This is a genomic window from Rhizobium sp. G21 (genome assembly GCF_014158035.1).
GTDB lineage: Bacteria > Pseudomonadota > Alphaproteobacteria > Rhizobiales > Rhizobiaceae > Rhizobium_E.
The window spans coordinates 314,853-340,425 of the sequence record NZ_JACFXW010000002.1 but is presented as its reverse complement, the minus strand read 5'-3'; the positions used below and the strand labels follow the sequence as shown (position 1 = coordinate 340,425).

The following is a 25,573-nucleotide window of genomic DNA, read 5'->3' as shown; positions in this document are numbered from 1 at the left end:
AAAGACCAACCCAATCCCAAAAATACCGAGAGGACACGATGTCCAGCACCTGGCTCACGACCCGGGCATGGCTGCTCATGCTCCCGCTGCTGGCGGTGATGATCGCCGTGATCGGCTGGCCAATGATCGACACGGTCAGGCTGTCCTTCACCGACGCCAAGCTCGTGGGCACGCCGGGCCATTTCGTCGGTCTCGACAATTTCGTGAAGATGCTCTCGGGCTCCAATTTTCGCCGGACGCTCATCACCACCACCTGGTTCGCCGTGATCTCGGTGACGGCGGAAATGGTGCTCGGCGTGCTCGCGGCGCTGCTCCTCAATCAGCAATTCTACGGCCGCACCATTCTTCGCGCGCTGATGATCCTGCCCTGGGCGCTGCCGACCATCGTCAACGCCACGCTCTGGCGGCTGATCTATAATCCCGAATATGGCGCGCTGAACGCCGCCCTCACCCAGATCGGTCTGATCTCGGATTATCGCTCCTGGCTGGGCGAACCGGGCGCGGCCATGGCGGCGCTCATCGTCGCCGATTGCTGGAAGAATTTCCCGCTCGTGGCGCTGATCGCGCTCGCAGCCCTTCAAGCCGTTCCGCGCGATATCGTCTCCGCATCGCTGGTGGATGGCGCGAGCGCCTGGAAGCGCTTTCGCTTCGTGATCCTGCCCTATCTCGCTGGTCCTCTGATGGTGGCGCTGGTGCTGCGCACGATAGAAGCCTTCAAAGTGTTCGACATCATCTGGGTCATGACGCGCGGCGGCCCGGCCAACTCCACCCGCACGCTGTCGATCCTCGTCTATCAGGAAGCCTTTTCCTTCCAGCGGGCCGGATCTGGCGCTTCGCTCGCCCTCATCGTCACGCTGATCGTCACGCTACTCGCGCTCGCTTATGGCGCGCTGGTGCGCAAGACCGCCGGGAGCGCCGCCTGATGGAACGCCAGAGCCCCCTCTTCTCGATCTTCATCCACCTCGCCGCGCTGCTCCTGGCGCTGGTCATCCTCGCGCCGCTCGTCTGGCTCTTTATCATGAGCATCGCGCCTGCCGCCGATCTCGCCGCCAAACCCCTGAAATGGTGGCCGTCGGAGATGGATTTTTCGCGTTACGCCATGTTGCTCTCGACCGTTGAGAACAGCGCCGGCGCGGCCTTCACGTCGTCGTTGCGCAACAGCCTTGTGGTCGCAGGCATGGCGACGATCGCGGCCATCCTGCTCGCCATTCCCGCCGGCTGGGCGGTCTCGCGCACGCCGTCGGTGGGTTGGTCGCTGACGCTGGTGATCGGCACCTATATGCTGCCGCCCGTGGCGCTCGCCGTGCCGCTCTATATGGCGCTCGCGCATTTCGGCATGCTCAACAATGTCTTCGGCTTGGCGCTGGTCTATCTCACCATCCTCGCGCCCTTCACCACCTGGCTGATGAAGTCCGGCTTCGACGGCATTCCGCGCGAACTGGAATCGGCGGCGATGATCGACGGCGCGAGCCTCTTCCAGACCCTGCGAATCGTGACGCTGCCGCTCGCTCTGCCGGTGATGGCGACCTCGGCGCTGTTCGCCTTCCTGCTCGCCTGGGACGAATTCTTCTATGCGCTGCTGTTTACCTCCGACCAGCGCGCCAAGACGCTCACCGTGGCCATCGCCGATCTCGCCGGCGGCCGCGTCTCCGATTACGGGCTCATTGCCGCAGCCGGCGTGCTCGCCGCTTTACCGCCGGTCGCCGTGGGTCTTCTCATGCAACGGGCCCTGATTTCGGGCCTCACCAATGGCGGCGTAAAGGGATGACCATGACCGAGACAAACACTCGTCCGGAAGGACTGCTCGCCATCGACCGCGAAATGGCCCGCCAGCATGCCGACGCCATCGCCTCCTACGAGGCTGCCCGTGACGGCGATGTCGCCATCGCTGCCTCATTGAAAAAGACCGGGCGACTTCTGCTGCTCGGCATGGGCGGCTCCCATGCCGTCAGCCGCGCGGTCGAGCCGCTTTACCGCGCCCTCGGCATTGACGCCCTGGCCATCCCGCTGTCGGAACAACTCGGCGCGCCGCTGTCGCTCGACGGCAAGACGGTCATCGTTACCTCGCAATCCGGCGAAAGCGCCGAAGTCGTCCGCTGGTTCAAGGAGACCGGCGCGACCACCGATACATTCGGCCTGACGCTCGAAGCCGGCTCCTTCCTCGCCGGCGCGGCGCAAAGCCTCGTCGGCGTGGGCGGCACCGAACGCGCCTTTGCGGCCACGCGCAGCCTGACTATAACCTTTGCGCTGCATCTCGCCGTGCTCGAAGCGCTCGGCGAAGATCCCTCCGCCGCCCTCGTGGCACTCAACGCGCCCGAGAATCCCGACATTTCTCCAGCGCTCGCCGCCTTTTCAGAAGTGCGGACCGTGGTGACGTCGGGTCGTCGCCTGCAGGGCGTCGCCGAAGCGCTGGCGCTCGGCCTCACCGAATTGTCGCGCCTGCCCTGCTTCTCGCTCGAAGGCGGACAGTTGCGCCACGGCCCGATGGAGATGCTGTCGCCGGAGATCGGCGTCGCGCTGTTCCGCGGCCAAGACGCCACATCCGAACTGGTGACGGCGATGGCGACATCGGTGGCCCAGACCGCAGCGCCGCTGGTAGTTTTCGACGCCTCGGGCGAAGCCCCGGTCGAGGGCGCGGTCACCATTCCGTTCAAGCCCGCCACAGGGCTCGCCGCCGTCTTTTCCATGCTGCCGACGGCCCAGCGGCTGATGGTCGCTTTCGCCGAAGCGCGCGTGCCCGACGCCGGCACGCCCGTCCGCTCGTCCAAGATCACCCGGAGCGAATGAATGAAGCCGCTCGCCGTCATCGGTAACGTCAATGTCGACCTGATCATGGGCCCTGCCGCGCCCTGGCCACAGCCGGGAACCGAGATCATCGTCGACCACAACGAATTGCGCGTCGGCGGCGCCGCGGGCAACACGGCGCTCGCCTGGATGGCTCTGGGCACGCCCTTCACCATCGCCGCCAATATCGGCGACGACCAGTTTGGCCGCTGGCTGCAAGGCGAGTTCGGCGCTTATGCCAGCGCCTGGCCCGCGCGCCCCGAAGGCACAACGATCTCGGTGGGCATCACCCATCCCGACGGCGAACGCACCTTCTTCACCACCAAAGGCCATCTGCCGCATTTCAGCCTCGGCGATACGCGGACGATGCTGGAAACCGCAAGGCTCGCAGGCGGCTACGTCCTTCTCTGCGGCTCCTTCCTCACCGATGCGCTGACCCGCGATTACGGCGCGCTGTTCGACTGGCTGGATGCGCAGGGTGCGTCCGCCGCCCTCGACACCGGCTGGCCGCTGGACGGCTGGACGGAGGCCAATTGCGCGGCGACCCGCGCCTGGCTCGGCCGCTGCCGGCTGGCGCTGATGAACGAGATCGAGACCACCACCCTCACAGGCGTCGCAGATCCGATCGAGGCGGCGCGTGCGCTGAAAGCGATCATGCCGGAGGGCGCGATCGTCGTGGTCAAGCGCGGCCCGGACGGAGCGATCGCCATCGACGCGGATGGAGCGCTGCACAAGGCCATTGCGCCCAAAGTGGACGTCATCGACACGATCGGCGCCGGCGACGTTTTCAATGCGGGCTTCCTCGACGCGCTGGCGCGGGAAGAGCCGCTGACGGCCTGCCTCGAAGCCGGCGTCGCCATCGCCTCGCGCGCGGTCTCGACCTTCCCCCGCAGTTACGCCCCGGCCCAGCAAGGAGACGCCGCATGAGCGCGCTCACCATCGACAAGATCCGCAAGAATTATGGCGAAGTCGAAACGCTGAAGGGCATCGACATCGCGCTCGACAGCGGCGAGTTCCTCGTGCTTCTCGGCTCCTCGGGCTGCGGCAAGTCCACGCTCCTCAACATCATCGCGGGGCTCGCCGAGCCGACCAGCGGCGATGTCAGGATCGGCGACCGCTCTGTCGTCGGCGTGCATCCCAAGGACCGCGACATCGCCATGGTGTTCCAGTCCTATGCGCTCTATCCCAATCTGACCGTAGCGCGGAACATCGGCTTCGGGCTCGAAATGCGTAAAGTCCCCGCCGCCGAACGCGACAAAGCCGTGCTGGACGCCGCGCGCCTCCTGCAGATCGAAAACCTGCTCGACCGGAAGCCAAGCCAGCTGTCGGGTGGGCAACGCCAGCGCGTGGCCATCGGTCGCGCGCTGGTCCGTCATCCCAAGGTCTTCCTTTTCGACGAACCGCTGTCCAATCTCGACGCCAAATTGCGCATGGAAATGCGCACCGAACTCAAGCGCCTGCACCAGATGATGAAGACCACCGTCGTCTATGTGACGCATGACCAGATCGAGGCGATGACGCTCGCAACCCGCATCGCGGTGATGCGCAACGGCCGGATCGAACAGCTCGACACGCCGGAGGCGATCTACAATCGTCCCGCCACGCTCTATGTCGCGACCTTCGTCGGCGCGCCGCCGATGAACATGCTCAACGCCAAACGCAGCGCCGATGGGCTGACGATCGACGGCGCTGTGATAACGCTTCCGCTCCCCCGGGCGCAGAGGCCATCGCGATCGGCAAGCCCGTCATTGTCGGCGTGCGACCCGAAGCCCTGAAGCCGGGCGGCGAAGGCGTGCGCCTGCCCGTGACGATCGAGGTGACGGAACTGACGGGGCCAGAGATCATCCTCACCGGGAAAGTCGGCGGACAGCAGGTGCTCGCCTCCGCGCCGCCCTATAGCCGCGTCCAACCGGGTGAGACGCTGGAACTCACCGCGCCGCTCGCAGCGCTGCACCTCTTCGATCCCGAAACCGGTCTCCGCCTCAACTGAGGCGGATTGCCTTCCGTCTCGCCACGGATAGAGGTCAGAGCAACGCTACAACATGTTTCGACAGGTTTCCGGCCGGGGCGGCCGAGCTTTCACGAAGCTGTGTCCCCGGCCCTTGCTTGACACTCTCTGCCCGGGGCCCTCTATAAGGCGTCAACGCATCAGCCCGAGAGAGCCGTCTTGACCGAACCCGTCTCCACCTTTTCCGCCTTGTCCGAGAAGATCGCATCCAAGTCCGCAATGGTCGGGGTCATCGGGTTGGGCTATGTCGGCCTGCCCTTGGCGATGGCCGTCGCCCATGGAGGTTTCCGCGTCATCGGCTTCGATATCGATCCGGAAAAAATCGTGCGGATCGAGGCCGGCTCCTCCTATATCGAGGCGGTCGCAAGCGACACCCTTTCCGGCCACGTCGCGTCGGGGGCATTTGCGGCGACCACGGATTTCGAGCGTCTCGGAGACTGCGACGTCATCGTCATCTGCGTGCCGACGCCGCTGACCAAGCATCGCGCTCCGGATCTCTCCTATATCGTCAAGACGACCGAGGCGATCGCCGCGACTTTGCGCCGAGGACAGATGATCGTTCTCGAATCGACCACCTATCCTGGGACCACTGATGAAGTGGTGCGCCCGATTCTCGAAAAAACCGGCCTGAAATCCGCCACCGACATCTTCCTCGGCTTCTCGCCGGAGCGGGAAGACCCCGGCAACCGCAATTTCCGCACCGCCAGCATCCCGAAGATCGTTGCCGGCGACGGCGCAGAGGCGTCGTCGTTGATGCAGGCTTTCTATGGCGCGGTGGTTGAAAAGGTCGTGCCGGTATCGTCCACGGCGGCGGCCGAGGCGGTCAAGATCACCGAAAACGTCTTTCGCGCCGTCAACATCGCGCTCGTGAACGAACTCAAGGTCGTCTACGACGCCATGGGTATCGACATCTGGGAAGTGGTCGATGCGGCCAAGACCAAGCCGTTCGGCTACATGGCCTTTATCCCGGCCCGGGTCTCGGCGGCCATTGCATCCCGATCGATCCGTTCTACCTGACATGGAAGTCGCATGAATATGAGCTGCCGACCCGGTTCATCGAATTGGCCGGCGAGATCAACTCCTCGATGCCGCGCTATGTGGTGGATCGGTTGGCCGAGGCGCTCGACATGAAGCTCGGCCGGGCGCTCAGTCGCTGCCGGGTGCTGGTGCTGGGCCTGGCCTACAAGAAGAACGTTCCGGATATTCGCGAAAGCCCGTCGCTGAAGCTGATCGAACTGATCGAAGCGCGCGGCGGCGAGGCCGCCTTCCATGATCCGCATGTGCAGTCCATTCCCGCAACACGCGAATATCTCTGCTTCAAGGGCCGCGCCTCGACGCCCCTGACCGAAGAGATGGTGCGCGGCTTCGATGCGGTGCTGTTGGCGACGGATCACGACGACGTCGACTATGCGTCCATCGCAGCGTGGTCGCCGCTGATCGTCGACACAAGGAACGTCTTCGGGCGGATGGGCATCGCCGCCGATCACATCGTCAAAGCATGAGCGCAGACGCCTTCAAATGCTCGGCGGCGCGGGCGTAGCCCCGGCCGCGCCGTCGATGAAATGCATGTGATCCCGTTCGAGCGCGGTCAGCACGATACAGGTCATCAGCGCCGCGTCCTGCTTGCTCAAGCCGTAGCGGCAGACGCCTCTCGCCGCCGCGTCGCGCAAAAGCGCTTCGATCTCGGCGAGACGGCGGGAATCGATATCCACGGTCATCTTGAGCCCGTCGTCGAATTTGCGGAAATCGCTGTTGTCGGCCACATCGCGGCGATAGACTACAGGGTCGAACCGCCCCACCGTGATCTTCCATCGAATCAGCGCAAAGGCGAAGACGGTCGCCGCCACCGCCTTGAGGAAGCGTTTGATCCTGCCGGCGGGGGACCGGCGCGCCCTTCGATGCGAATGCCGTCCCCGGACGCCCTGGGCTCCGGTCCCTCGGCCGGCACGGGATGGCCGTCGCGCTCTTCGCCGCCGGTGATCGCCACGATCTTTTCGACCAGACGCGCGAAGGCGGGCATATCATTCGCGGGACCGGGCATCGCGATGATCGACACGATCGCGCCATGCCTGGCCGGGATCGGGCTCCAGCGGCAGGACAGGCCTTCGAGATCCGGCGCAGCGCCCGCCGGCGGCGCGGGTCGACGGAGTAACGATTGTTTTTCATCTGGGCTTCCGCCCAACTCGCGCCGCCGCCAGCGAACATCGCATAGGAGGCGAACTCGGACACGCGAAACCGGGCGACGCGAACATCCAGACCCGAAGCGCGGACATCGCGAATCGGCACCAGGGCCGCGCGCATCTCCAGCCCCATCGCCTCCTTCGCCCAGGTTCGAAGCGCGGCGAGCGCAGCCTTCGCCTTCTCGATCCCCGCGGCCGGCAAGGCGACAAGAGCGCCGTCGCCGCCGAAGACGAAGGGAAGGTCCTGATGCCCGAGCGCATTGAGCACGGCGGAAATCAGCGCCGCGCCGGCCATATTGACGGATTTATAGGAGCCGGCGGCGATGGCGCCGGTGGAGTCGACAATATCGCCGGTGGCGAGCCACCAGTCGTCCGGCAAGGGCCTGTAGTTGTCCAGATCGATCACGCCGGAAAACTGCGTGAAGACGGGCACATCATTGTAGAAGGGATCGACGCGTTCCAAAGGCATGGACAAAACTTAGCACGGCCTCTGCCGCAACGCGATGACAGTTTGACATCTTCGTTCAAGGCAACAGCAACAGATCGAACTGTCGCTCGCCGATCGGAATGTCGCTCACCTTCATCCGCCGTCGGTCATCCTCGATGAACACCCAGCAATCGTCGTAATATTGGCCGAGCCAATCTCGGAACCGCGCACTGTCTGCGGGTCCGTAGAGCTCGGGCGTGAATTCGGTGTGGATGGGGACGCGACGCTGAAGGAGGTTCTGCATGCTGCGAAACGCCACGGGCTCGAAGCCTTCTATATCCGCCCAGACCAGCGCCACGTCGTCTTCACCGACTCCGGCGTCTTCGAGCAGGCGGCTCACCGGCTTCACCGGCACGGTGATCTGTCTATCCTTGGCGCTGCGCCGGATCATGCCGCTGCGGCCGTGATTGTCGGGGTTCTGGAAGAAGTCGAGACTACCCGGTTCCTCCCCGCCGCGCAATTGAGGGCCGAGACTTCGCCCGCCAGGCCATTTTGTGCGAGATTGACGGAGAGAAGCGCGAAATTACGTGGGTCCGGTTCCACCGTGACGATGCGGGAGAAATGCTTTTCAAGCGCGAAATACACCGTCTGCGTGCCGATATTGCCCCCGAGCTCCAACAGCACGCCGCCGGACGTTTCGATGCCTTCCTGCGCCAGGATATCCATCAGCCTCGTCACGTGATCTCGGTCGTAATGCCCTTTTCGGAAGATCTTGCGGCCGATATAGTCGGCCGGGGAGAAGGTCATGACGTGATCGCCGCAATCCACGGTCATCGACACAGCGCGCTCGCCGATACCGTGAATGAGCAGCCGCCGGCCCATGGGCGTGTCGAAAAAGCGCGTCGCCCATCGATCCCTCGTCTTGCTCCAACGTTTTTTCCAGCCGCTCAAACCCGCATCCCTCTGCTTATCCGCTCGCTCCTACCCTGAAACGCGGCTCGCTTCCACCCGGGGCGTCGACAATGCCGCCGCCGGGCGCTAGAGCATCACAAAACAGTGATCGGGGAAAAGACATCATGAGCCGCCTGGATAGTTTCATCCGCCGTCTGCTGGCCCAACGCGACATCTTAAATGCGATCGCCGAGGACGCGCGCCGTCTGGACGGCGATGTTCTCGAGCTCGGCCTCGGCAATGGACGCACCTATGATCACCTGCGCGAACTGTTTCCGGAGAAGCGCATCATCGCCTTCGATCGCGACGAGCGGCGCGACCAGATTTCCCGGCCCGACGACCGGGACATGGTGGTCGGCGAGATCCAGGAGACAATCGCGCCCTACCTCACCGGCGCCGCCGCGGTGGTGCATGCCGATATCGGAACGGGTAATCCAGACCGCGACGCCGTCACCCTGACCTGGCTGCCCGAAACCATGGCGCGCGCCCTGACCACAGGCGGGATTGCAATCAGCGGCCTGCCGCTTGATCACGACGCGTTTGCATCGTTTCCGCAGCCCGAGGGCGTGCCGGACGGTCGCTATTTCCTCTATCGACGCCGTTAGGTCGTCTCAGCGTTTGACATCGTTGCGGATCAGCCGCTTCCAGTCGCCGATGAAATGCCGGCGTTGTATATCGTCCTGGGCGGCGAGCAGCGAAGGCCCGATCCGGATCGGTCGGCCCACGCCCGATGCCATGAGGTCGTCGGGCCCGTCCACGCCGGGAGGCATAGGCTTACCCTCGGCGAAGAAGAAGGATTTCTCCCGCGCCACCGTCCGCCCTCTCTCCGAAAGCAGATAATCGAGGAAGCGCTGTCCGAGCGCCGGGTTGGCGGCTGTTTTCGGAATCATCGCGCCGCGCGAGAGGATCAGCGTGTAATCGCGCGGCACGACGATGCCGAGATCCGGATCGAGGCGCGCCGCGGCATAGGCGTAGGAGCCGAGAACATTATAGGCGATGCGAACCCCGCCGCTCGACAGCTCGCCCAGAACCTCGTTGTTGCAACAGCGGATCACCGGAGCGGCTCGGCTGACGCTCTCGATCAGCCGGCCATAGGTGGTGGGCGCCTGGCGCGAATCGTTGAAGGCCAGGAGATAGCCGACGCCCGAAGCCTCGATGTCATAGGTGCCGATACGGCCATGATAGCGCAAGGGATTGCGTCGCAGCAGGTCGACCAGCGCCTCATGGCTGTCGGGCACATCTTCCGACGGCACCTTGGAGCGGTCGTAGACGAAGACCACCGGCTCGAAAGTAAAGCCGAACACTTCGTCACGCCAATTGGCCCAATCCTTGATGCGCGATGTCGGAAGCGGCCGATGCGCCTGGGCGCAGCCGTCATTGGCGAGCCTCACCAACTGATCGACCGACGACGACAGCAGGATATCACCGCTTCTCCCCCGTCTGCGCAGGCCTTCTGCGCCTCGCGAAACAGATCGTTTGTGACATAATCCGTCACATCGACGGCGAGATCCGGCGCCGTCTCCTGAAAGTCGAGGATCAGCGGCCGCATGGCTTCCAGATCGGTCGCCGCGTGGATGACCAACCGAGCGCCTTCCTGACCCGACAAAGCCGGAAAGACTTGGCGTTGCCCCTCGATGGCGCCGACCGACGACGACATGACGAACACTGCAAAGACGGTGAAAAAGATGCGCAGGCTGTTCATCTCGGCGTCTCCCTCGCAAGAGGCAGGTCGAGAAAGACTGCGAACGGCGCGATCGCCGACCGCTCCTGAAAGCCGATCGCGCCGCCAAGCGCATTGGCCACTTCGGCCGCGATGGCGAAGCCGAGACCGGAAGCGGGCCCCTCTGTGCGCGAGGAGAAGAAGCGTTTGGTGACGTTTTCCCATTCCGACGGCGGGATTCCGGGTCCATCATCCTCCACGACCACCCGCGCGCGCTCCTCGCTCATTTCGACGCGAACATCGAGCCGATTGCGCGCACCGTGGCGAAGCGCATTGTCGATGACGTTGACGATCGCCTCGCGCAGACTGAGCATGTCGCCCGTGACGACCGGATTGCCTTCGGCCGGCTCGAACGACACCACGAGATCTGGATCGACCGTGATCGGAATCGCCGCTCGAAACGCCAGCCGCGCCGCGTCGTTGAGCGCCACGGAGGCCAGTTGCGCCGAATCGAAGCGATGGATGACCATCGCATGATTGAGAAGCTGGTTGGTGAAGCGGGCGAGTTCCGCGGTTCTGTTGCGCACCCGCTCCAAATGCCGGCGATCGTCGGGGCCGAGCGCATCCTCGTTGATGAGGCTGACCTGTGCGGACAGCGCCGTCAAAGGGGTGCGGATCTGGTGCGCGCTGTCGGCGACATAGCGCTGCAGCAGCTTGATCCGCTCGTCGAGCCTGCGGATGAAATGATTGATGGCGTCGACGAAGGGCAGGAGTTCGCGCGGCGCGGCCCCGCCGATCGGAGTCAGGTCCTGCGTATCGCGGCCCTTGATGGCCTCACCGAGATCGGCCACCGGTTTCAGCGAAAATCGCACGGCAAAGGCGGAGCCGACGAGCGCGAGCGCGCTCATGACGCCGACGAGGATCACCGCCCGCCAGGTGAGTTCAGCGGCGAGCGACTGCCTCGCTTCGGTCGTCTGCGCCACCATCACATAGGTCCAGCCCGGCCCCGACGCCTGCGTCAAAGCCCTCGCCACGGTGACGATGCGAACCGCGGCGCCGCGATACTGGCCATTTTCCAGCCGAGGCCCGGCGCGGCTTTGGTCGAGTCCTGCCCGCGTGCTCAGGTCGGGATAGCCGGTCAGGGTTTGCCCTTGCGGATCTATCACCCTGTAAAAGATACGGTCGCGCTGGGCGAGGCCGAGGAGATCGAAGGCCGAAGGAGGCAATTCGAAATTCAGCTCCCCGCCCGTGATGATCAGGCTGTCGGACATCTGGAAGGCGGCGCCCAGAAGCAGTCGGTCATAGGCGTCGTCGGCGGCGGCGCGAGCGTAGAACCATGCGGCCGTCACCAGAGCGGCTGCGCCCAAAGCGAGGACGGCGGCCACCCGCGTCATCAGGCGTGAAAACAGCGAATCCTTAAGCAGGCTCATCGGACACCAGCTGATAGCCGACCCCGCGCTGGGTGACAATGCGGGCGCTCGCGCCTTCCAGCTTCTTGCGCAAACGTCCGACATAGAGCTCGATGGCGTTCGGCCCCGCCGCTTCCTCGAAGCCGAACAAGCGATCCAGCAATTCCTCCTTGCTGAAGATTTTGCCCGGCCGGGAGGCCAGCACTTCGAGCAGGGTCATCTCCCGGCGTTTGAGTTGCACTTCCCGCTTGCCGACCTTGACGCTCCTGTTGGCCCGGTCGAGACTAACATCGCCGCACATGATGATGTTCGTGGCTTCGCCGCCGCTGCGACGCCGGAGAAGCACCCGCGCCCGCGCCTCGAGTTCGCGGAAATCGAAGGGCTTGACCAGATAGTCGTCGGCGCCGAGATCCAGCGCGCTGACCCGATCGTCGATCTCGGAGCGCGCGGTCAGCACCAGCACCGGCACGCTGCTCTTGTCCTTGCGAAGGCGGCGCAGGATGGAAAACCCATCCAAGCCCGGCAGCATGACATCCAGAATCACCAGGTCGTAATCGGTAAAGTCGAGAATGTCGGCCGCCGCCGCGCCGTCGGTTTCCCAGTCGACGGTGTGGCCCGTCGATTGGAAACGGCGGCAGATGGCCTCGCCGACGTCATGTGTGTCTTCAACCAGGAGAATGCGCATCCGCCTATGCTGTCACGGTCGGAAGGCGCGATCAAGCCGCCTGAAACGCTCCATACGCGGCATTTCCATGCTGCGGCGCCATGACAGCAAGATGACAGGTTTGCGGGTTAATGGATCGTTATCGGCTCCGAGAGGAGGAGCCGCTCCGGGGAGGAGCACCATCAAAATCGCTGTGAAAGACGGTTCGAACAGGGCCTGTCTTTGCGCGGCTTCTCCCGGAGATCACGCCATTGGGAGAGACATGATGAAGAGATTTTTCGCCGCCGCTTTCGTCGGAGCCAGCCTCGCCGCACTCGGCGCCGCTTCGTCCGCTTTTGCAGAACCCGCCAAGCCCGAATGCCTGGCGGGCGCCAAGCCCGGCGGCGGCTTCGACCTGACTTGCCGCCTTGCCGCCAATTCATTGCTCGCCACCAAGCAGATCTCCAAGCCCATGGCCGTAACCTATATGGAAGGCGGCGTGGGCGCCGTGGCCTACAACCATGTGATCGGCAAGCGCGCCCATGACGGCAGTCTGATCACCGCCGCCTCTTCGGGCTCAGCGCTGCTGATCGCCCAGGGAAAGTTCGGCAAATATGACGAAACGGCCGTTCGCTGGCTCGGCGCGCTCGGCGCCGATTACGGCGTGCTCGTCGTCGCCGCCGATGCGCCTTACAAGACGCTCGGCGAACTCGTGGAAGCCTACAAGGCGGATCCCTCCAGCTTCGCCATCGCCGGCGGCGGCGCCGTCGGTTCGCAGGACTGGATGAAGGGCTCGCTGCTCGCCAAGGCCGCCGGCCAGGATCCGAAGAGCATGCGTTACGTCGCGCTCGAAGGCGGCGGCGCCGTGCTGACCGCGCTCGAAGGCGGCCATGTCAAGGTCGGCTCCGGCGACGCGGCCGAAATGGTCAAGCACCATGTCGCCGGCAAAGTCCGCATCCTCGCGGTAATGTCGTCCGAACGCCTGCCGGGCGAACTGGCCAATGTGCCGACCGCCAAGGAGCAGGGTTTCGACATCGATTGGCCGGTCTGGCGCGGCTATTATGTCGGCAAGGACGTTTCCCAGGCCGATTACGACTGGTGGGTGAAGGCGTTCGAGACCGCTTCCAAAACGCCGGAATTCGCCAAGGAGCGCGAAGAGCGCGGCCTGTTCGAATTCACCCTGCTCGGCAAGGATTTCGAGGATCGTGTGAAGTCCGACGTCGCCCGCTTCAAGATCCTCGCCAAGGAAGCCGGGATGTAATCGAGCCCCTCTCCTCCTCCCGAGCCAGGGGCGCGCCCCGGCCGTCGCTGAGGCGGCCGGGGCATGGAGGAGACCAGGATCGCCGTGCGATCCCCAGATTCTGAACATGTTTCTCTAGCCATACCGGAGCCAGCCGATGTCGGACTCCCATCAGCCCTCTGCGCGCGCCGCGCGTCTCACCGGCCGCATCGCAGCCCTCATTCTCATCGCTCTCGCTCTGGTCTACGGCCTCGGCGGCAGCGTGATCGAATACGCCTTCGCCTCCGATCCGTTGGGGCCGCGCGTCTTTCCGGTGGCGCTCGCCGTCGTGCTTGCAGGTCTTTCGATCTTCTACTTTCTGAAACCCGGCGCCTGCGAGGGCTTCCCGACCGGTCCGCTGCTCGTCAAGGTGCTCGCCATTCCGGTGTTGACCGTCATTTCGATCGCGCTGTTCGAACCCGCGGGCTTCGCCGCCTCGATCTTCGTGCTGACGCTCGGAACCGGCTACATCTTCGGCGCGCCGCTGAAGCTCGCGCTGATCGGCGCCATCGGGCATGCCGCGCTCTGGTGGCTCATCTTCTCCTATCTCCTCGAAGTCTATCTGCCCGCCGGCATGTTGTTCGGCTGAGCGAGCCGACCTGAAAGGACATTCGCCATGAATCTCGATTATCTCTGGCAAGGCTTCGCGGTCGCGTTGACCTGGCAAAACCTGATCATCGGCCTGGTCGGCTGCTTCATCGGCACCATGGTCGGCGCGCTGCCCGCCATCGGCCCGATCAACGGCATCGCGCTTCTTCTCCCCATCGCCTATACGATGGGCCTTCCCGCCGAGAGCACGATGATCCTGCTCGCCGCGATCTATTGCGGGGCGGAATATGGCGGACGCATCTCCTCCATCCTGCTCAACGTGCCCGGCGACGCCGGCGCGGTGATGACGGCGATGGACGGCTATCCCATGGCCAAACAGGGCCGCGCCGGAGAGGCGCTGGCGTTGTCCGGCCTATCGTCCTTCGTCGGCGGCATCCTGGGCACTGTTGGCTTGGCATTCTTCGCGCCGCTCCTCTCGGGGCTCGCGATCGGCTTCGGGCCGGCCGAATATTTCGTGCTGATGGTCTTCGCCTTCGCGACCCTCGGCTCGATGGTCGGCAGCGCGCCCGCCAAGACGCTGATCGGCTGCGTGCTCGGCCTGATGCTGGCGACCGTTGGTCTCGACGCCACCTCCGGCGCCTATCGCTTCACCTTCAACGAGCCTGAACTGGGCGACGGCATCGAATTCGTGGTGTTGGTCATCGGCCTGTTCTCGATATCCGAAGCGCTGATTATCTTGGAGCATCAGGGCCGCGGCATGACCGTGATCCGCGAACTCGGCCGGATGACCGCGCGGATGAGCGACATCGTCAAATGCACGGGCGCGACACTGCGCGGCTCGGTCATCGGCTTCGTCGTCGGCGTGCTGCCGGGCACCGGAGCGTCCGTGTCGAGCGCCGTCTCCTACACCACGGAAAAGCGCATTTCCGACACCGAAGGCACCTTCGGCAAGGGCGACGTGCGCGGTCTCGCCGCCCCCGAAGCCGCCAACAACGCCACCGCCTGCGGCGCCTTCGTGCCGATGCTGACGCTCGGCGTGCCGGGTTCGGGCACCACCGCCGTCATGCTCGGCGCGCTGATGCTCTACAACATCCAGCCCGGCCCTATGCTGATGGTCGAACGGCCCGAGATCGTCGGCGGTCTCGTCGCCTCGCTGTTCGTCGGCAACTTCATCCTGCTCGCGCTCAACCTGCCGCTGGTCAACATCTTCGCCCGCGTGCTGACCATGCCGAACTGGCTGCTGGTGCCCGGCATCCTGGTTCTCTCCATCGTCGGCGTCTATTCCACGCATGCCTCGGTCTTCTCGATCTATCTGATGCTGGCGATCGGCATGGCGGGCTGGCTGCTCAGAAAGGCAGGCTTCGATATGGCGCCGATCATTCTCGGCTTCGTTCTCGGACGGGTCATGGAAGTCAACCTGCGCAACGCCCTGGCGATCAGCGGCGGCGACGTGTCGATCCTGTTCGAAAGCACCATCTCCATCGTTCTCTGGTGCCTCGCGGCCTTGGTCGCCGTGCTGCCGATCTTCCTCGCCCGTCGCGCCAAGCGTCGTTTGAACGCGGCCGCGGCGACTGCGTCCGCCGCAGCGCAGTAAGATCTTATCGTTCCATCAATTGTTTCGGCCGGGTCGCTCCATGCGGCCCGGCTTTTCATTGGGGAGCATGCAATGACCTCTCCACCCCCTCTGCGACCTTGGTAGATTTTGGCTCGATGGGTGCTTGCCAGCCGCCAAATTCGCTCTATAGTGAGGAAATAATTATTCCGCACAGTAAAGTGCGGTAAAGCATGGGGAACTACAATGACTCTTTCCTGGCGCTTCTCCGCGCTCGCAGAACGACATCGCGCGCTCGGCTCCAAGCTCGAAGACTGGAGCGGCATGGGTACGGCATGGACCTATGACAAGGACATTTACGCCGAACATGTGGCGATCCGCACCAAAGCGGGGTTGATGGATGTCTCAGGCCTCAAGAAGGTCCATCTGGTCGGCCCGCACGCCATTGCCGTGCTCGACTATATCACCACGCGCGATATGGGAAAGATCTATCCCGGCCGCTCCGTCTATGCCGCCATGCTCAACGATCGCGGCCATTTCACCGATGATTGCATCGTCTATCGCACCGGCCCCAATTCCTGGATGCTGGTGCATGGGTCCGGCTCGGCCCATGAGGAAGTGATCAAGCAGGCCGCAGGCCGCAACTGCGCCGTTCTTTTCGACGACGACCTTCACGATCTTTCGCTGCAGGGGCCGCTGGCGGTCGATTTCCTCGCCAAACATGTGCCCGGCATCCGCGATCTCAAATATTTCCATCACATGCAGACGACCTTGTTCGGCGCGCCGGTGATGATCTCCCGCACCGGCTACACCGGCGAGCGCGGCTACGAAATTTTCGTGCGCGGCCAGGATGCGGGCAAAGTATGGGACACGATCCTCGCCGAGGGCGCGGATATGGGCATCATCCCCTGCTGCTTCAGTGTGCTCGACATGCTGCGGGTGGAAAGCTACCTGCTGTTCTATCCCTATGACAATTCGCAGATGTATCCCTTCGCCAATGAACAGCCGGGCGACAGCCTGTGGGAGCTCGGCCTCGACTTCACCGTCAGCCCCGGCAAGACCGGTTTCCGCGGCGCGGAAGAACATGCCCGCCTCAAGGGCAAGGAACGCTTCAAGATCTACGGCATGCTGATCGAGGCCGATGGCCCGGCTGATCTCGGCGACGAAGTCTGGGCCGACGGCAAGAAAGTGGGCGTCATCACCTGCCCGAGCTATTCGACGCTCACCAAGAAGAGCATGGCGATCGCCCGTCTCGACGTCGACAAGGCGGTTCACGGAACGCCGCTCGAGGTCAAGGGAAAGACGATGCAGGCCAAAGCGATCGCGCATCAGTTGCCCTTCGACGATCCCGAGAAGAAAAAGCGCACGGCGATCGGCTGAGGATCGCGTCATGTTGGTTGAAGGCATCAAGAGCCGTCCAGTCTATCACGGGATTGCGGCCGACCCGCGCGCGCGCCGGCACATCTTCGTCCTGGAAGGCGAGGGCGCACGGGCGCTGCTCGAGCAGAGACCCACGCTGACGCCGGCGATGCTGGCGTCGACCGAGATCCTCTATGTCGCCCGAGGCTCCGCGCGCGAAGGACATGCCGATGCGCTCTCGGCGCTCGGCGCCGATGTCGCCTGGATTGCGCCGACAGTGGAGACATTGCTGTTCCGGCTGAGAGCCATGCTGGCCGTCGCGCATATGGGAACAAGGCTCTACATCGCCGGCACGGAAGGTTTCATCGGCAAGGCGATGCAGCTCGCGCTCGACCAGGGCATGGATTATTCGACCATCCCCACAGAACATCGCGGCTCGCTCGCCCGCCGCGTTCAATGCGTCCATTGCAAAGGCGTCACCGAAGACGTGACCACGACGCCCTTCACCTGCAGCCATTGCGGCCTGTCTCTCCTCGTTCGCGATCATTATTCGCGACGGCTCGGCGCCTTTCAGGGCGTCTGCGTCGACGCGGAAGAGCCAGGCGTCACGCCGGAGCCGGAGGCGTTGTTTTTATGACCAAGACCGATCTTTCCGTTCGCGTGACCCATGTCGAACCTGTTGCAGAAGGTGTGAAGCGCTTCCGCTTCGAACATGTCGAAGGCAAACCCTTGCCGGTCTTTTCCGGCGGCGCCCATGTCGTGGTGGCGATGCGCGATTATGATCATATCCGGCGCAACGCCTATTCGCTGATGTCGGATCCGGCCGACACCTCCGCCTATGAAATCAGCGTGTTGCGCGTGCCGCAATCGCGCGGCGGCTCCATCTTCATGCATGACCGGGTTCATGAAGGCGAGGTGCTCACCATCAGCCAGCCGGTGAACCTGTTTCAGCCGGATTGGCGCGGCCGCAAGCATATCCTCGTCGCCGGCGGCATCGGCATCACGCCCTTCCTCGCTATGATGGCGCAGTTCGACCGCGAAAACATTGCCTTTGAGCTTCACTACGCCGTCCGATCGCGAAGCCGCGGCGCCTATTGCCAGGATCTGGCCGCCCGCTACGGCCACCGAGTCAAGATCTATGTCGACGAGGAGGGATCGGCGATCTCGCTCGATGCGCTGTTCGCCCGCCAGCCGCTCGGCTCGCATCTCTATGTCTGCGGTCCCGGCGGCATGATCGACGCTGTCCTCGCCGCCGGTCTCGAGGCTGGCTGGCCGGCGCACAATCTACACTCCGAACGCTTCCTCGCGCCGCCGCCGGGCAAGCCCTTCTCGGTGGATCTCCTGCGCAGCGGCGTCTCGGTTCCGGTCGGCGCGCATGAGAGCATTCTGGAGGCGCTGGAGGCGGCGGGAGTCGACGCCCCTATCTCTGTCGCGGCGGCGCCTGCGGGCAATGCGAGACATCAGTCTCGGCCTGCGACGGCGTGATCATGCACAACGACGTGTTCCTGACCGATGCCGAAAAGGCGTCGGGTAAAAAAATCATGCTCTGCGTCTCCCGCTTCGAGGGGACGCGGCTGCAACTCGATCTCTGACGGCGCCCGAGCGCAAGGAGGCCCGATCCATGGCCATCGTTTTCAAGCAGGAAACTTTCCGCAACGACTTCACCTATCGCAACAGCCCGGGCAACATTCGGCGCTTCCCCTTCCCGTTCCACGAGGACGGCTACATGTATTCGGTCAATATGGAGCCGCATGTGAAGGGCAGAGCGGGCACCGTCTTCGAAAGCCTGATCGACGTCGACGAGCACTATGTCTCCGAAATGGCCGATCGGGCGATGGTGCTCAAGGAAGATCCGCTGCGTTATCAGGCGCTGCCGCATATGATGCAGGCTCAATGGGACACGCTGGAACTCTTGATGGAGCAGCAGTCCGCCGGCTACCCCGAGCATTTTTCGCTCACCAAGGACGGCGACCGCTGGCGCTGGATCAATCGACCGCTCGGGATCGACGATGCGTTCACCTTCGGCGATCCGACCACCCTGCCCTATGAGCCGCTGGAATACATCACCCGTCAGGCGCAAGGCGATTTCTGCATCGTCGACCAGCGCGACGGAAATCTCTGGATGGACGCTGGCATGGTGACCACTCAGGCCGATTGGTCGCTTGATTTCGATATCGGCATGAATTTCATGGAATGGCATGGGCCGGTGCCGCTCGCCCATCAGATCGGCGTCTTCGAGCGTGCGCTGAAATTTCTGCTCAACCTTCAGCAGGGTCAGCCGACACGGCGCTTCAACTGGACGATGACCATCAATCCGCGCCTCGACACCAGCCCGGAGAATTATCCCAAATGGGGCAAGGACCGCACGACGGTCACTCCCGAGAATGTCGGCGAGAAGGTGCATCTGCGCGTGGAGTTGCAGAGCCTGTGGCGGCTGCCGCGCTCCAACGCCATCCTGTTCGTGATCCGCTGCTATCTCATGAACATGGAAGAACTGGTGACGGTGCCGAAATGGGCGCGGCGCTTCCACCGCGTCCTCAAGACGCTGCCGCCGGAACTCGTCGACTACAAGGGGCTGACCCGCTTTCGCGACACGACGATAGAGTGGCTGTCGCGGCATGATGATGGCGCGCCGACCAGTCCCGGCATCTTTCCCGACTGATCGACCCTCCCCTGGGATGGCCGACGATTTCGAAATCTCAATGCTAGAAGAGGGGGAAATCCCATGACGAAAGTTGCAGTGATCGGGGCCGGCCCTTCCGGTCTCGCGGTGTTGCGCGCCTTCAATCCGCCGCCGCCAAAGGCGCGGAGATCCCCGAAGTGGTCTGCTTCGAGAAGCAGTCCAACTGGGGCGGGCTGTGGAACTACACCTGGCGCACCGGCGTCGACGAGAATGGCGAGCCCGTGCATTGCTCCATGTATCGCTATCTCTGGACCAACGGGCCCAAGGAAGGACTGGAATTCGCCGACTATCCCTTCGAAGAACATTTCGGCAAGCAGATTGCCTCCTACCCTCCCCGCGCGGTGATGTTCGACTATATCGAGGGCCGGGTGAACAAGGCTGGCGTGCGCGACTGGATCCGATTCTCGACCGTGGTGCGCTGGGTGGAGTATCATCCCGATACAGGCGATTTCAGCGTCAGCGTCCACGACCTCGTCAAGGACAGCGTGACGACCGACCGCTTCGACTATGTCATCTGCGCCTCGGGACACTTCTCATCGCCGAATGTGCCGGAATATCCCGGCTTTTCCACCTTCAATGGCCGCATCGTCCATGCCCACGACTTCCGCGATGCGCGCGAATTTTCCGGCAAGGACGTGCTGGTGGTCGGCTCGTCCTATTCCGCCGAAGACATCGGTTCGCAGTGCTGGAAATATGGCGCTAAGACCGTCACGTCCTGCTACCGCTCGGCGCCGATGGGTTTCAAATGGCCCGACAATTGGGAAGAGAAGCCCGCGCTCGAACGAGTGGATGGCAAGACGGCTTTCTTCAAGGACGGCACGAGCAAGGATGTCGACGCGATCATCCTCTGCACCGGCTATCGTCACTATTTTCCCTTCCTGCCCGACGATCTCCGGCTGAAGACCAAGAACCGGCTGGCGACCGCCGATCTCTACAAGGGTGTGGTCTTCGTGCACAATCCGAAGATGTTCTATATCGGCATGCAGGATCAGTGGTTCACCTTCAACATGTTCGACGTCCAGGCATGGTATGTCCGCGACATTATCATGGGCCGCATCGCGATCCCTTCGGACAAGGAGACGTTGCTTGCCGATGTCGCCGATCGTGAAGCCCGCGAAGACGCCTATGACGACGTGAAATCGGCGATCAAATATCAGGGCGCCTATGTCAAGGAATTGCTGGCGGATACGGATTATCCGCAATTCGACGTCGACGGGATGTGCAAGGCCTTCTTCGAATGGAAGCAGCACAAGACCGACAACATCATGGCCTTCCGCGACAATTCCTACAAGTCGCTGCTGACCGGCACCATGGCGCCGAAACATCACACGCCATGGAAGGACGCGCTCGACGACACGATGGAGGTCTATCTCCAGAATTGACGCTTCGCGCGCTGTGCTCTCGAAATCACGAGTGCGCAGCGCGCCCAGAAGTTGCATGTTTACGCAAAAATAACCATTTCAGGAATTAAATATCACCTTCATTCAATACTCTCGCCGAGGAGACGGCCGTGGATTTCTTGACCAGCGTTCTCAGCCGCATGGATGGCTTCCTCTACCGTTGCCGCGCCGACGCTGAATATACAATGCTCGAACTGACCGACGGCATTCATCGGGTCTTCGGATATCGCCAGGATGAGATCATCGGCAACCGCGTCTACGCCTTTTCAGACCTCATCTCGAAGGATGATCTGGAGCGGATGGACGCGTCTGTCGGCGGCGCGCTGGAGCGCAAGGAAAACTGGACGATGGAATATCGCATCCGCCACGCCAAGGGGCACGAGGTCTGGGTAACCGAAACCGGCGGCGGCGTCTGGTCCGAAACCGGGGAACTTCTCTATCTCGAAGGCAGCATCATCAACATCGAGTCGCTCTATCAGCGCATCGACGCCCAGACCTCGGAAATGCGCATCACCGCCTCCAAGACCGGAGAGATCCTGCATTCGCTGCGTTACCTCAAGATGCTGGCGGTCAACGCCGGCATCGAAGCCGCGCGCGCCGGCTCGGCGGGATCCGGCTTCGCCGTGCTCGCCGCCGAAATGCGGCAGTTGGCAAACGCTTCGGAAGAGGCCGCCCGCGCCATCACCGCCGCGCAGAAACGGGCCAGTTGAGCCCGCAAGGGCGTTGGGCGAGGCTCATGCCCGCGGACGGGTCTTCTCCGGGTCGTAATGCGACAGTGGAACAATGACGGCGGGAATGCGCTTCTGCAGTCCATCCAGCTTGCCGATTTCCAGCTCGGTTCCGACCAGGGCATGAGTGACATCCACCCGCGCCATCGCAATCGTCTTTCCGAGGATCGGCGACGCCGTCGCGCTGGTCACGACGCCCACCTGGGCGCGGCCGATGAACAGCGGATCGCCGTGGCTCACCGCCTCGTTCGAGGCCACGTCTAGCCCCACCATGCGCACCCTCGCATTGTCCTTGCGGCGGATGAGCGCGTCGCGGCCGATGAAGTCGTCCTGCTTGGATTTCAGCGGCACGGTAAACCCGATGCCAGCTTCGAACGGATCGGTTTGATCGTCGAAATCGTAATGCGCGAAGATCAGACCCGCCTCGATACGCACCATATCGAGAGCCTGCAGGCCCATGGGCTTCAATCCGTGCGGCTCGCCGGCCGTCCAGACCGCGTCGAACACGGCCGCAGCATCCTTGGGATGACAGAAGATCTCATAGCCCAGCTCACCCGTATAGCCCGTCCGCGAAACCACCACGGGCGGCCCCTCGAAATGCCCTATGCGTGCGACCGAGAACCTGAACCATTCGAGATCGGCAATCTCAGGCTGGCGCGGAGCGGTCCAGAAAATGTCTTTCAGAATGTCGCGCGATTTCGGCCCCTGCACCGCGATATTGTGCAACTGGTCGGTGGAGGAGCGCACCCAGGCTTGAAAGCCATTCTTCTCCGCCACTTCCCGCAACCACACGCCGCTGTAATCGTCGCCTCCGATCCAGCGGAAATTGTGGTCGCCGAGCCGGAACAGCGTGCCGTCGTCGATCATGCCGCCATGCTCGTAGCACATCGCCGAGTAGACCACCTGGCCGGTGGTCAGCTTGCGCACGTCGCGCGTCAAACAATATTGCAGCAGGGCTTCGGCGTCCGGTCCGGTCACTTCGAATTTGCGGAGCGGCGACAGATCGATCAACGCCGCGGCCTCGCGGCAAGCCCAATATTCCTCGAATGGCCCGGTCGCCGTAAAGCGGTTGGGCAGCCAGTACCCGCGATATTCGATGAAATCTCTGGTTTTGTCGGACAGCCGCTCGTGAAAGGCGGTTTCGCGGGTCAATTCGGCAGGCGCGTCAGGGGTCATGCGATAAGCCACGGCTCGAGAGAATTTTTCCTGGGCGGAGAAGGTGCGGATATGAATATCGGTCGGCATCCAGCCATTGGCGGGGTCGATATCGTCGGGACAGGACGAGGACACGCAGACGATATCGGTCAGCGCCCGCATCAGCACATAATCGCCGGGCCGCGACCACGGCTCGTCGAGATAGAGCTGGTTATGATCATCGACGCGGGTGTTGTAGAAATAATTGAGCGCTTCCCAGCCTTTGCGCGGCGCGATCCCGTAAGGCGCGAGCGCCTCGTTGAAATTGTCGGTGCAGTTGACATGGCCGGGATAGCCCATGTCGTCATAGTAACGGGAATTACAGGCCGTCGCGAAGGCGTCATGGCGACCGACCGTGTCCTGCACCACCTCGACCAGCGGCTCGAAATCGCGATCGAAGGCCTTGGACGGAAGACCCGGGATGGGATAACTGCGACCGAGCAATGTCCGCGTCACCGTCGCGTCGAGAGCGAGATCCAGTCCCTTGTCCAGCTTTCGGGCTGAAAAGGCTTGAAAATCAGTGCATTGCCGACCGAAGACATCGATCACCTGGATGAATTCGCCGGCGCGGACGAAATAGGCTTTGGCTGTCGCCGCATCGATGCGGATGTCCTGAAGCGGATCGGCGAGCGGCTCGGGCAGGTAGGCATGATAATCGCGAGGCGCGCCGGCGATGCGGGTGATCTGCAGTTCGATCTCGGTGGCGACAGCCTGCCCGTCGGGCTCCATTCTTTCTCCGGGCGCGCCGGCCAACAGAAGTCCGGGAGCCGCGACGACGAACTCTGCGCGGCTCCCTGCTCTCGACCCGCCGCCGAAAAATCGTATCGCCGCAAGCTGGGAAATCTCTAAACCGGTTTTCAAAAGGGCGGCTCGCTGGCGGCGAGCGCCGGTCTCCTCCCGCGCCAATATGGATCGAAGCCCCCGACGCGTCGTTGGCGAACCGTACGCCGAGGCCTGCGCCCTCGCATTTTCCTGCCTCGGAGATGAAGGTCGCCTCGCAGGGCTGCAGTCCTTCCTTGTCGATGAACACCAACGTGTCCCCCGGCGCGACCGGTAGCAGCAGAGATCCGCCGCCCCTGATGCGATAGCGCTCCATAGCCGCAGTTTTTGGGCCGCTCCCCGGCCTGAGCGCTATGCTCGCCCGGGGCGGTCTAATCACGCGTCCTCTCCTGTCCGTGATCGTGTCGATACCTGACATGCTGCCTCCCAATATCCGGATCTTTGAGCGATCCAGACTTTTTGCGCCGGCTTTCGCTTTCGGCGACGCCGCCTCCCGACCAAAGCCGGGAGGCGGCGATTCGTTCAATGGCCGTTCTTTTTGTAGGATGCGTTTTCGTGCTTCACCATGCTGACGATCGAATAAGCGCAAACTGCGACGCCGACGATGGTCAGCAACACGAGAACGGCCGGTTTGTCGGCAAAGGTGAAATAGGCGCTGACATCCTTCCATTCAGTGATAGGCGCGGAATACATGCTGGTCTCCTTTCATGAGCCGCGTCACTCCGCGGGCGAAGCGTGAAGATGGTGTTCGAAAGCGGGAATACGCGCTTCCGGATAGGCCATGGCAGGCACTTCGACCTTGTCGAGACCCGCGATTTCCGCCTCCTTGCCGGCGCGCAGAAGACCGAAGACCTTGAGAACATAAGACAAGGCGTAACCCGGCACGAAACCGAGCACGGCGAAGATGACCGCACTGAAAGCCTGGCCATAGATCGAGGTTTCAGGCCCCGCGATGTTCGGATAGCCCGAAGCGAACACGCCCATGGCGATCACGCCCCATACGCCCGTCACGCCGTGAACGGCGACGGCGCCGACCGCATCGTCGATCCTGAACCTGCGAACGATCAGATCGTTCACTTTGGGGATCACGAGACCTGCCGCGAAGCTGTTGAGGAAGGCAAGTCCGGGGTAATAGAGATCCAGACCCGAACCCGAGGCGATCACGCCGATCAGCGCCCCGGACATCATCCAGAACGGATCGCGGGTCATGATATAGGCCCCGATCATGCCGCCGGCCACACCCATGAGCGTGTTGAAGGCGAAGGCGGACAGATTGGTCGGCGTGTTGTAGATGGTCGTCCATCCATCAGCCGTGTAGATGATGCAGCCGCCGAGAAAGCCGAAGAAGCCCATGACGATCAACATCAGGCCGATCAGCGACATCGGCATATTGTGGCCGGCGATCTCGTTCATCGAACCGTCAGCGTTGTAGCGGCCGATGCGCGGACCGAGATTGAGCAGGACGCCGAGCGTGAAGAAGCCGGCGACGGTATGCACGCAACCAGCCGCAGCCGTATCATGCAGGCCGAAAGTGGAGGTCAGCCATCCCTGCGGATGCCAGCCCCAGGCCGCGCCGAGATTCCATACCACTGCGCCCAACACCAGCGCCAGAATGGTGAAGCCTGAAATGCGGATGCGCTCGATCACCGAGCCCGACATGATCGACGCCGTGGTGGCGGCGAACAGGGTGAAAGCGGCGTAGAACACGCCCGAGGTATGATCGGTCACATTCGGCCCCATATTGGCCGACCAGGGCAGGCCGGCCGCGCCGGCTTCCGAAATGGTCAGGCCGGTCGGGAAGGACAGATAGATCCACCATCCGACATAATAGAAGGCCGGCACCAGGAAGGCGAAGGCGATGAGATTCTTGATTCCGGATGCGAGCGCATTCTTGCTGCGGGAGGCGCCCATCTCATAAGCCAGGAAGCCAGCGTGAATGGCCACCATCAGCGCAGTGCACCACCAATAAAAGATTTCAGAATTCAAG

The 25,573-nt window shown here is 63.1% G+C and carries 19 protein-coding genes and 7 pseudogenes; 16 read left to right on the top strand and 10 right to left on the bottom strand.

The window, feature by feature from the left end:
- Positions 1-38 precede the first annotated feature (38 nt).
- The 6 genes and pseudogenes from H2O14_RS22885 to H2O14_RS22860 all read left to right on the top strand — a co-directional run bounded on the left by H2O14_RS22885 (position 39) and on the right by H2O14_RS22860 (position 6,294).
- On the top strand, positions 39-923 hold the full coding sequence (locus H2O14_RS22885) for a carbohydrate ABC transporter permease (RefSeq protein ID WP_182829702.1): 885 nt from the start codon (positions 39-41) through the stop codon (positions 921-923).
- Entirely contained in the window at positions 923-1,768 is an 846-nt protein-coding gene (locus H2O14_RS22880; RefSeq protein WP_182829701.1) for a carbohydrate ABC transporter permease, read from the top strand. The genes H2O14_RS22885 and H2O14_RS22880 overlap by 1 nt, the downstream gene beginning before the upstream one ends.
- Positions 1,765-2,787 carry an SIS domain-containing protein gene (locus H2O14_RS22875; protein ID WP_409526968.1) on the top strand — a complete coding sequence of 341 codons (1,023 nt, stop codon included), beginning with the start codon at positions 1,765-1,767 and terminating at the stop codon, positions 2,785-2,787. The genes H2O14_RS22880 and H2O14_RS22875 overlap by 4 nt, the downstream gene beginning before the upstream one ends.
- On the top strand, positions 2,788-3,711 hold the full coding sequence (locus H2O14_RS22870; RefSeq protein ID WP_182829699.1) for a PfkB family carbohydrate kinase: 924 nt from the start codon (positions 2,788-2,790) through the stop codon (positions 3,709-3,711).
- Positions 3,708-4,774: pseudogene (locus tag H2O14_RS22865) on the top strand (ABC transporter ATP-binding protein). Before H2O14_RS22870 ends, H2O14_RS22865 begins: the two are co-directional and overlap by 4 nt.
- A gap of 237 nt (positions 4,775-5,011) precedes the next feature.
- Positions 5,012-6,294: pseudogene (locus tag H2O14_RS22860) on the top strand (nucleotide sugar dehydrogenase).
- Between the two features lie 12 nt (positions 6,295-6,306).
- Here the strand turns inward: H2O14_RS22860 and H2O14_RS28620 are convergent.
- The 3 pseudogenes from H2O14_RS28620 to H2O14_RS22850 all read right to left on the bottom strand — a co-directional run bounded on the left by H2O14_RS28620 (position 6,307) and on the right by H2O14_RS22850 (position 8,350).
- A pseudogene (locus H2O14_RS28620) lies at positions 6,307-6,974 on the bottom strand (DUF3095 family protein).
- Between the two features lie 11 nt (positions 6,975-6,985).
- A pseudogene (locus H2O14_RS28615) lies at positions 6,986-7,441 on the bottom strand (DUF3095 family protein); the annotation flags it as partial.
- A gap of 55 nt (positions 7,442-7,496) precedes the next feature.
- Positions 7,497-8,350, bottom strand: a pseudogene (locus H2O14_RS22850) (FkbM family methyltransferase).
- 125 nt (positions 8,351-8,475) lie between these two features.
- Between H2O14_RS22850 and H2O14_RS22845 the strand changes: the two are divergent.
- Positions 8,476-8,955: a class I SAM-dependent methyltransferase gene (locus H2O14_RS22845; protein ID WP_182829698.1), complete on the top strand. Its 480-nt coding sequence runs from the start codon at positions 8,476-8,478 to the stop codon at positions 8,953-8,955.
- A 6-nt stretch (positions 8,956-8,961) separates the two neighbouring features.
- On the opposite strand, the gene H2O14_RS22840 is transcribed toward H2O14_RS22845, so the two are convergent.
- From H2O14_RS22840 to H2O14_RS22830, 4 genes are read right to left on the bottom strand one after another with little or no spacing between them, the layout of a single operon-like run.
- Positions 8,962-9,741, bottom strand: a complete 780-nt coding sequence (locus tag H2O14_RS22840) for an ABC transporter substrate-binding protein (protein WP_312858700.1) — start codon at positions 9,739-9,741, stop codon at positions 8,962-8,964.
- Complete coding sequence (locus H2O14_RS27970; RefSeq protein WP_246697725.1) at positions 9,738-10,052, bottom strand: hypothetical protein; 315 nt, start codon at positions 10,050-10,052, stop codon at positions 9,738-9,740. Before H2O14_RS27970 ends, H2O14_RS22840 begins: the two co-directional genes overlap by 4 nt.
- Positions 10,049-11,440 (bottom strand): sensor histidine kinase, encoded by a 1,392-nt coding sequence (locus H2O14_RS22835; RefSeq protein WP_182829697.1) that lies wholly within the window; start codon positions 11,438-11,440, stop codon positions 10,049-10,051. The genes H2O14_RS27970 and H2O14_RS22835 overlap by 4 nt, the downstream gene beginning before the upstream one ends.
- A complete protein-coding gene (locus H2O14_RS22830; RefSeq protein WP_182829696.1) occupies positions 11,427-12,104 on the bottom strand; it encodes a response regulator transcription factor in 678 nt (225 codons plus the stop codon). Before H2O14_RS22830 ends, H2O14_RS22835 begins: the two co-directional genes overlap by 14 nt.
- A gap of 244 nt (positions 12,105-12,348) precedes the next feature.
- Between H2O14_RS22830 and H2O14_RS22825 the strand changes: the two genes are divergently transcribed.
- The 9 genes and pseudogenes from H2O14_RS22825 to H2O14_RS22785 all read left to right on the top strand — a co-directional run bounded on the left by H2O14_RS22825 (position 12,349) and on the right by H2O14_RS22785 (position 21,594).
- On the top strand, positions 12,349-13,323 hold the full coding sequence (locus H2O14_RS22825) for a Bug family tripartite tricarboxylate transporter substrate binding protein (protein ID WP_182829695.1): 975 nt from the start codon (positions 12,349-12,351) through the stop codon (positions 13,321-13,323).
- A 136-nt stretch (positions 13,324-13,459) separates the two neighbouring features.
- A complete protein-coding gene (locus H2O14_RS22820) occupies positions 13,460-13,930 on the top strand; it encodes a tripartite tricarboxylate transporter TctB family protein (protein WP_182829694.1) in 471 nt (156 codons plus the stop codon).
- Positions 13,931-13,957: 27 nt separating this feature from the next.
- A complete protein-coding gene (locus H2O14_RS22815; RefSeq protein WP_182829693.1) occupies positions 13,958-15,484 on the top strand; it encodes a tripartite tricarboxylate transporter permease in 1,527 nt (508 codons plus the stop codon).
- Positions 15,485-15,688: 204 nt separating this feature from the next.
- Complete coding sequence (locus H2O14_RS22810) at positions 15,689-16,822, top strand: aminomethyltransferase family protein (protein WP_182829692.1); 1,134 nt, start codon at positions 15,689-15,691, stop codon at positions 16,820-16,822.
- Between the two features lie 10 nt (positions 16,823-16,832).
- Positions 16,833-17,438 carry a dimethylamine monooxygenase subunit DmmA family protein gene (locus tag H2O14_RS22805; protein ID WP_182829691.1) on the top strand — a complete coding sequence of 202 codons (606 nt, stop codon included), beginning with the start codon at positions 16,833-16,835 and terminating at the stop codon, positions 17,436-17,438.
- A pseudogene (locus H2O14_RS22800) lies at positions 17,435-18,393 on the top strand (PDR/VanB family oxidoreductase). Before H2O14_RS22805 ends, H2O14_RS22800 begins: the two are co-directional and overlap by 4 nt.
- Positions 18,394-18,422: 29 nt before the next feature.
- Positions 18,423-19,463 (top strand): heme-dependent oxidative N-demethylase family protein, encoded by a 1,041-nt coding sequence (locus H2O14_RS22795; protein WP_182829690.1) that lies wholly within the window; start codon positions 18,423-18,425, stop codon positions 19,461-19,463.
- Between the two features lie 158 nt (positions 19,464-19,621).
- On the top strand, positions 19,622-20,866 hold the full coding sequence (locus tag H2O14_RS22790) for an NAD(P)-binding domain-containing protein (protein WP_409526967.1): 1,245 nt from the start codon (positions 19,622-19,624) through the stop codon (positions 20,864-20,866).
- Between the two features lie 128 nt (positions 20,867-20,994).
- A complete protein-coding gene (locus tag H2O14_RS22785; protein ID WP_263825240.1) occupies positions 20,995-21,594 on the top strand; it encodes a PAS domain-containing protein in 600 nt (199 codons plus the stop codon).
- Positions 21,595-21,618: 24 nt separating this feature from the next.
- On the opposite strand, the pseudogene H2O14_RS22780 reads toward H2O14_RS22785, so the two are convergent.
- The 3 genes and pseudogenes from H2O14_RS22780 to H2O14_RS22770 form a co-directional block, all read right to left on the bottom strand.
- Positions 21,619-23,902, bottom strand: a pseudogene (locus tag H2O14_RS22780) (DUF1989 domain-containing protein).
- Between the two features lie 206 nt (positions 23,903-24,108).
- Positions 24,109-24,279, bottom strand: a complete 171-nt coding sequence (locus H2O14_RS22775; protein WP_182829689.1) for a hypothetical protein — start codon at positions 24,277-24,279, stop codon at positions 24,109-24,111.
- Between the two features lie 24 nt (positions 24,280-24,303).
- The gene (locus H2O14_RS22770; RefSeq protein WP_246697724.1) at positions 24,304-25,572 is read right to left on the bottom strand and encodes an ammonium transporter; all 1,269 of its coding nucleotides are present in this window, start codon (positions 25,570-25,572) and stop codon (positions 24,304-24,306) included.
- Position 25,573 lies beyond the last annotated feature (1 nt).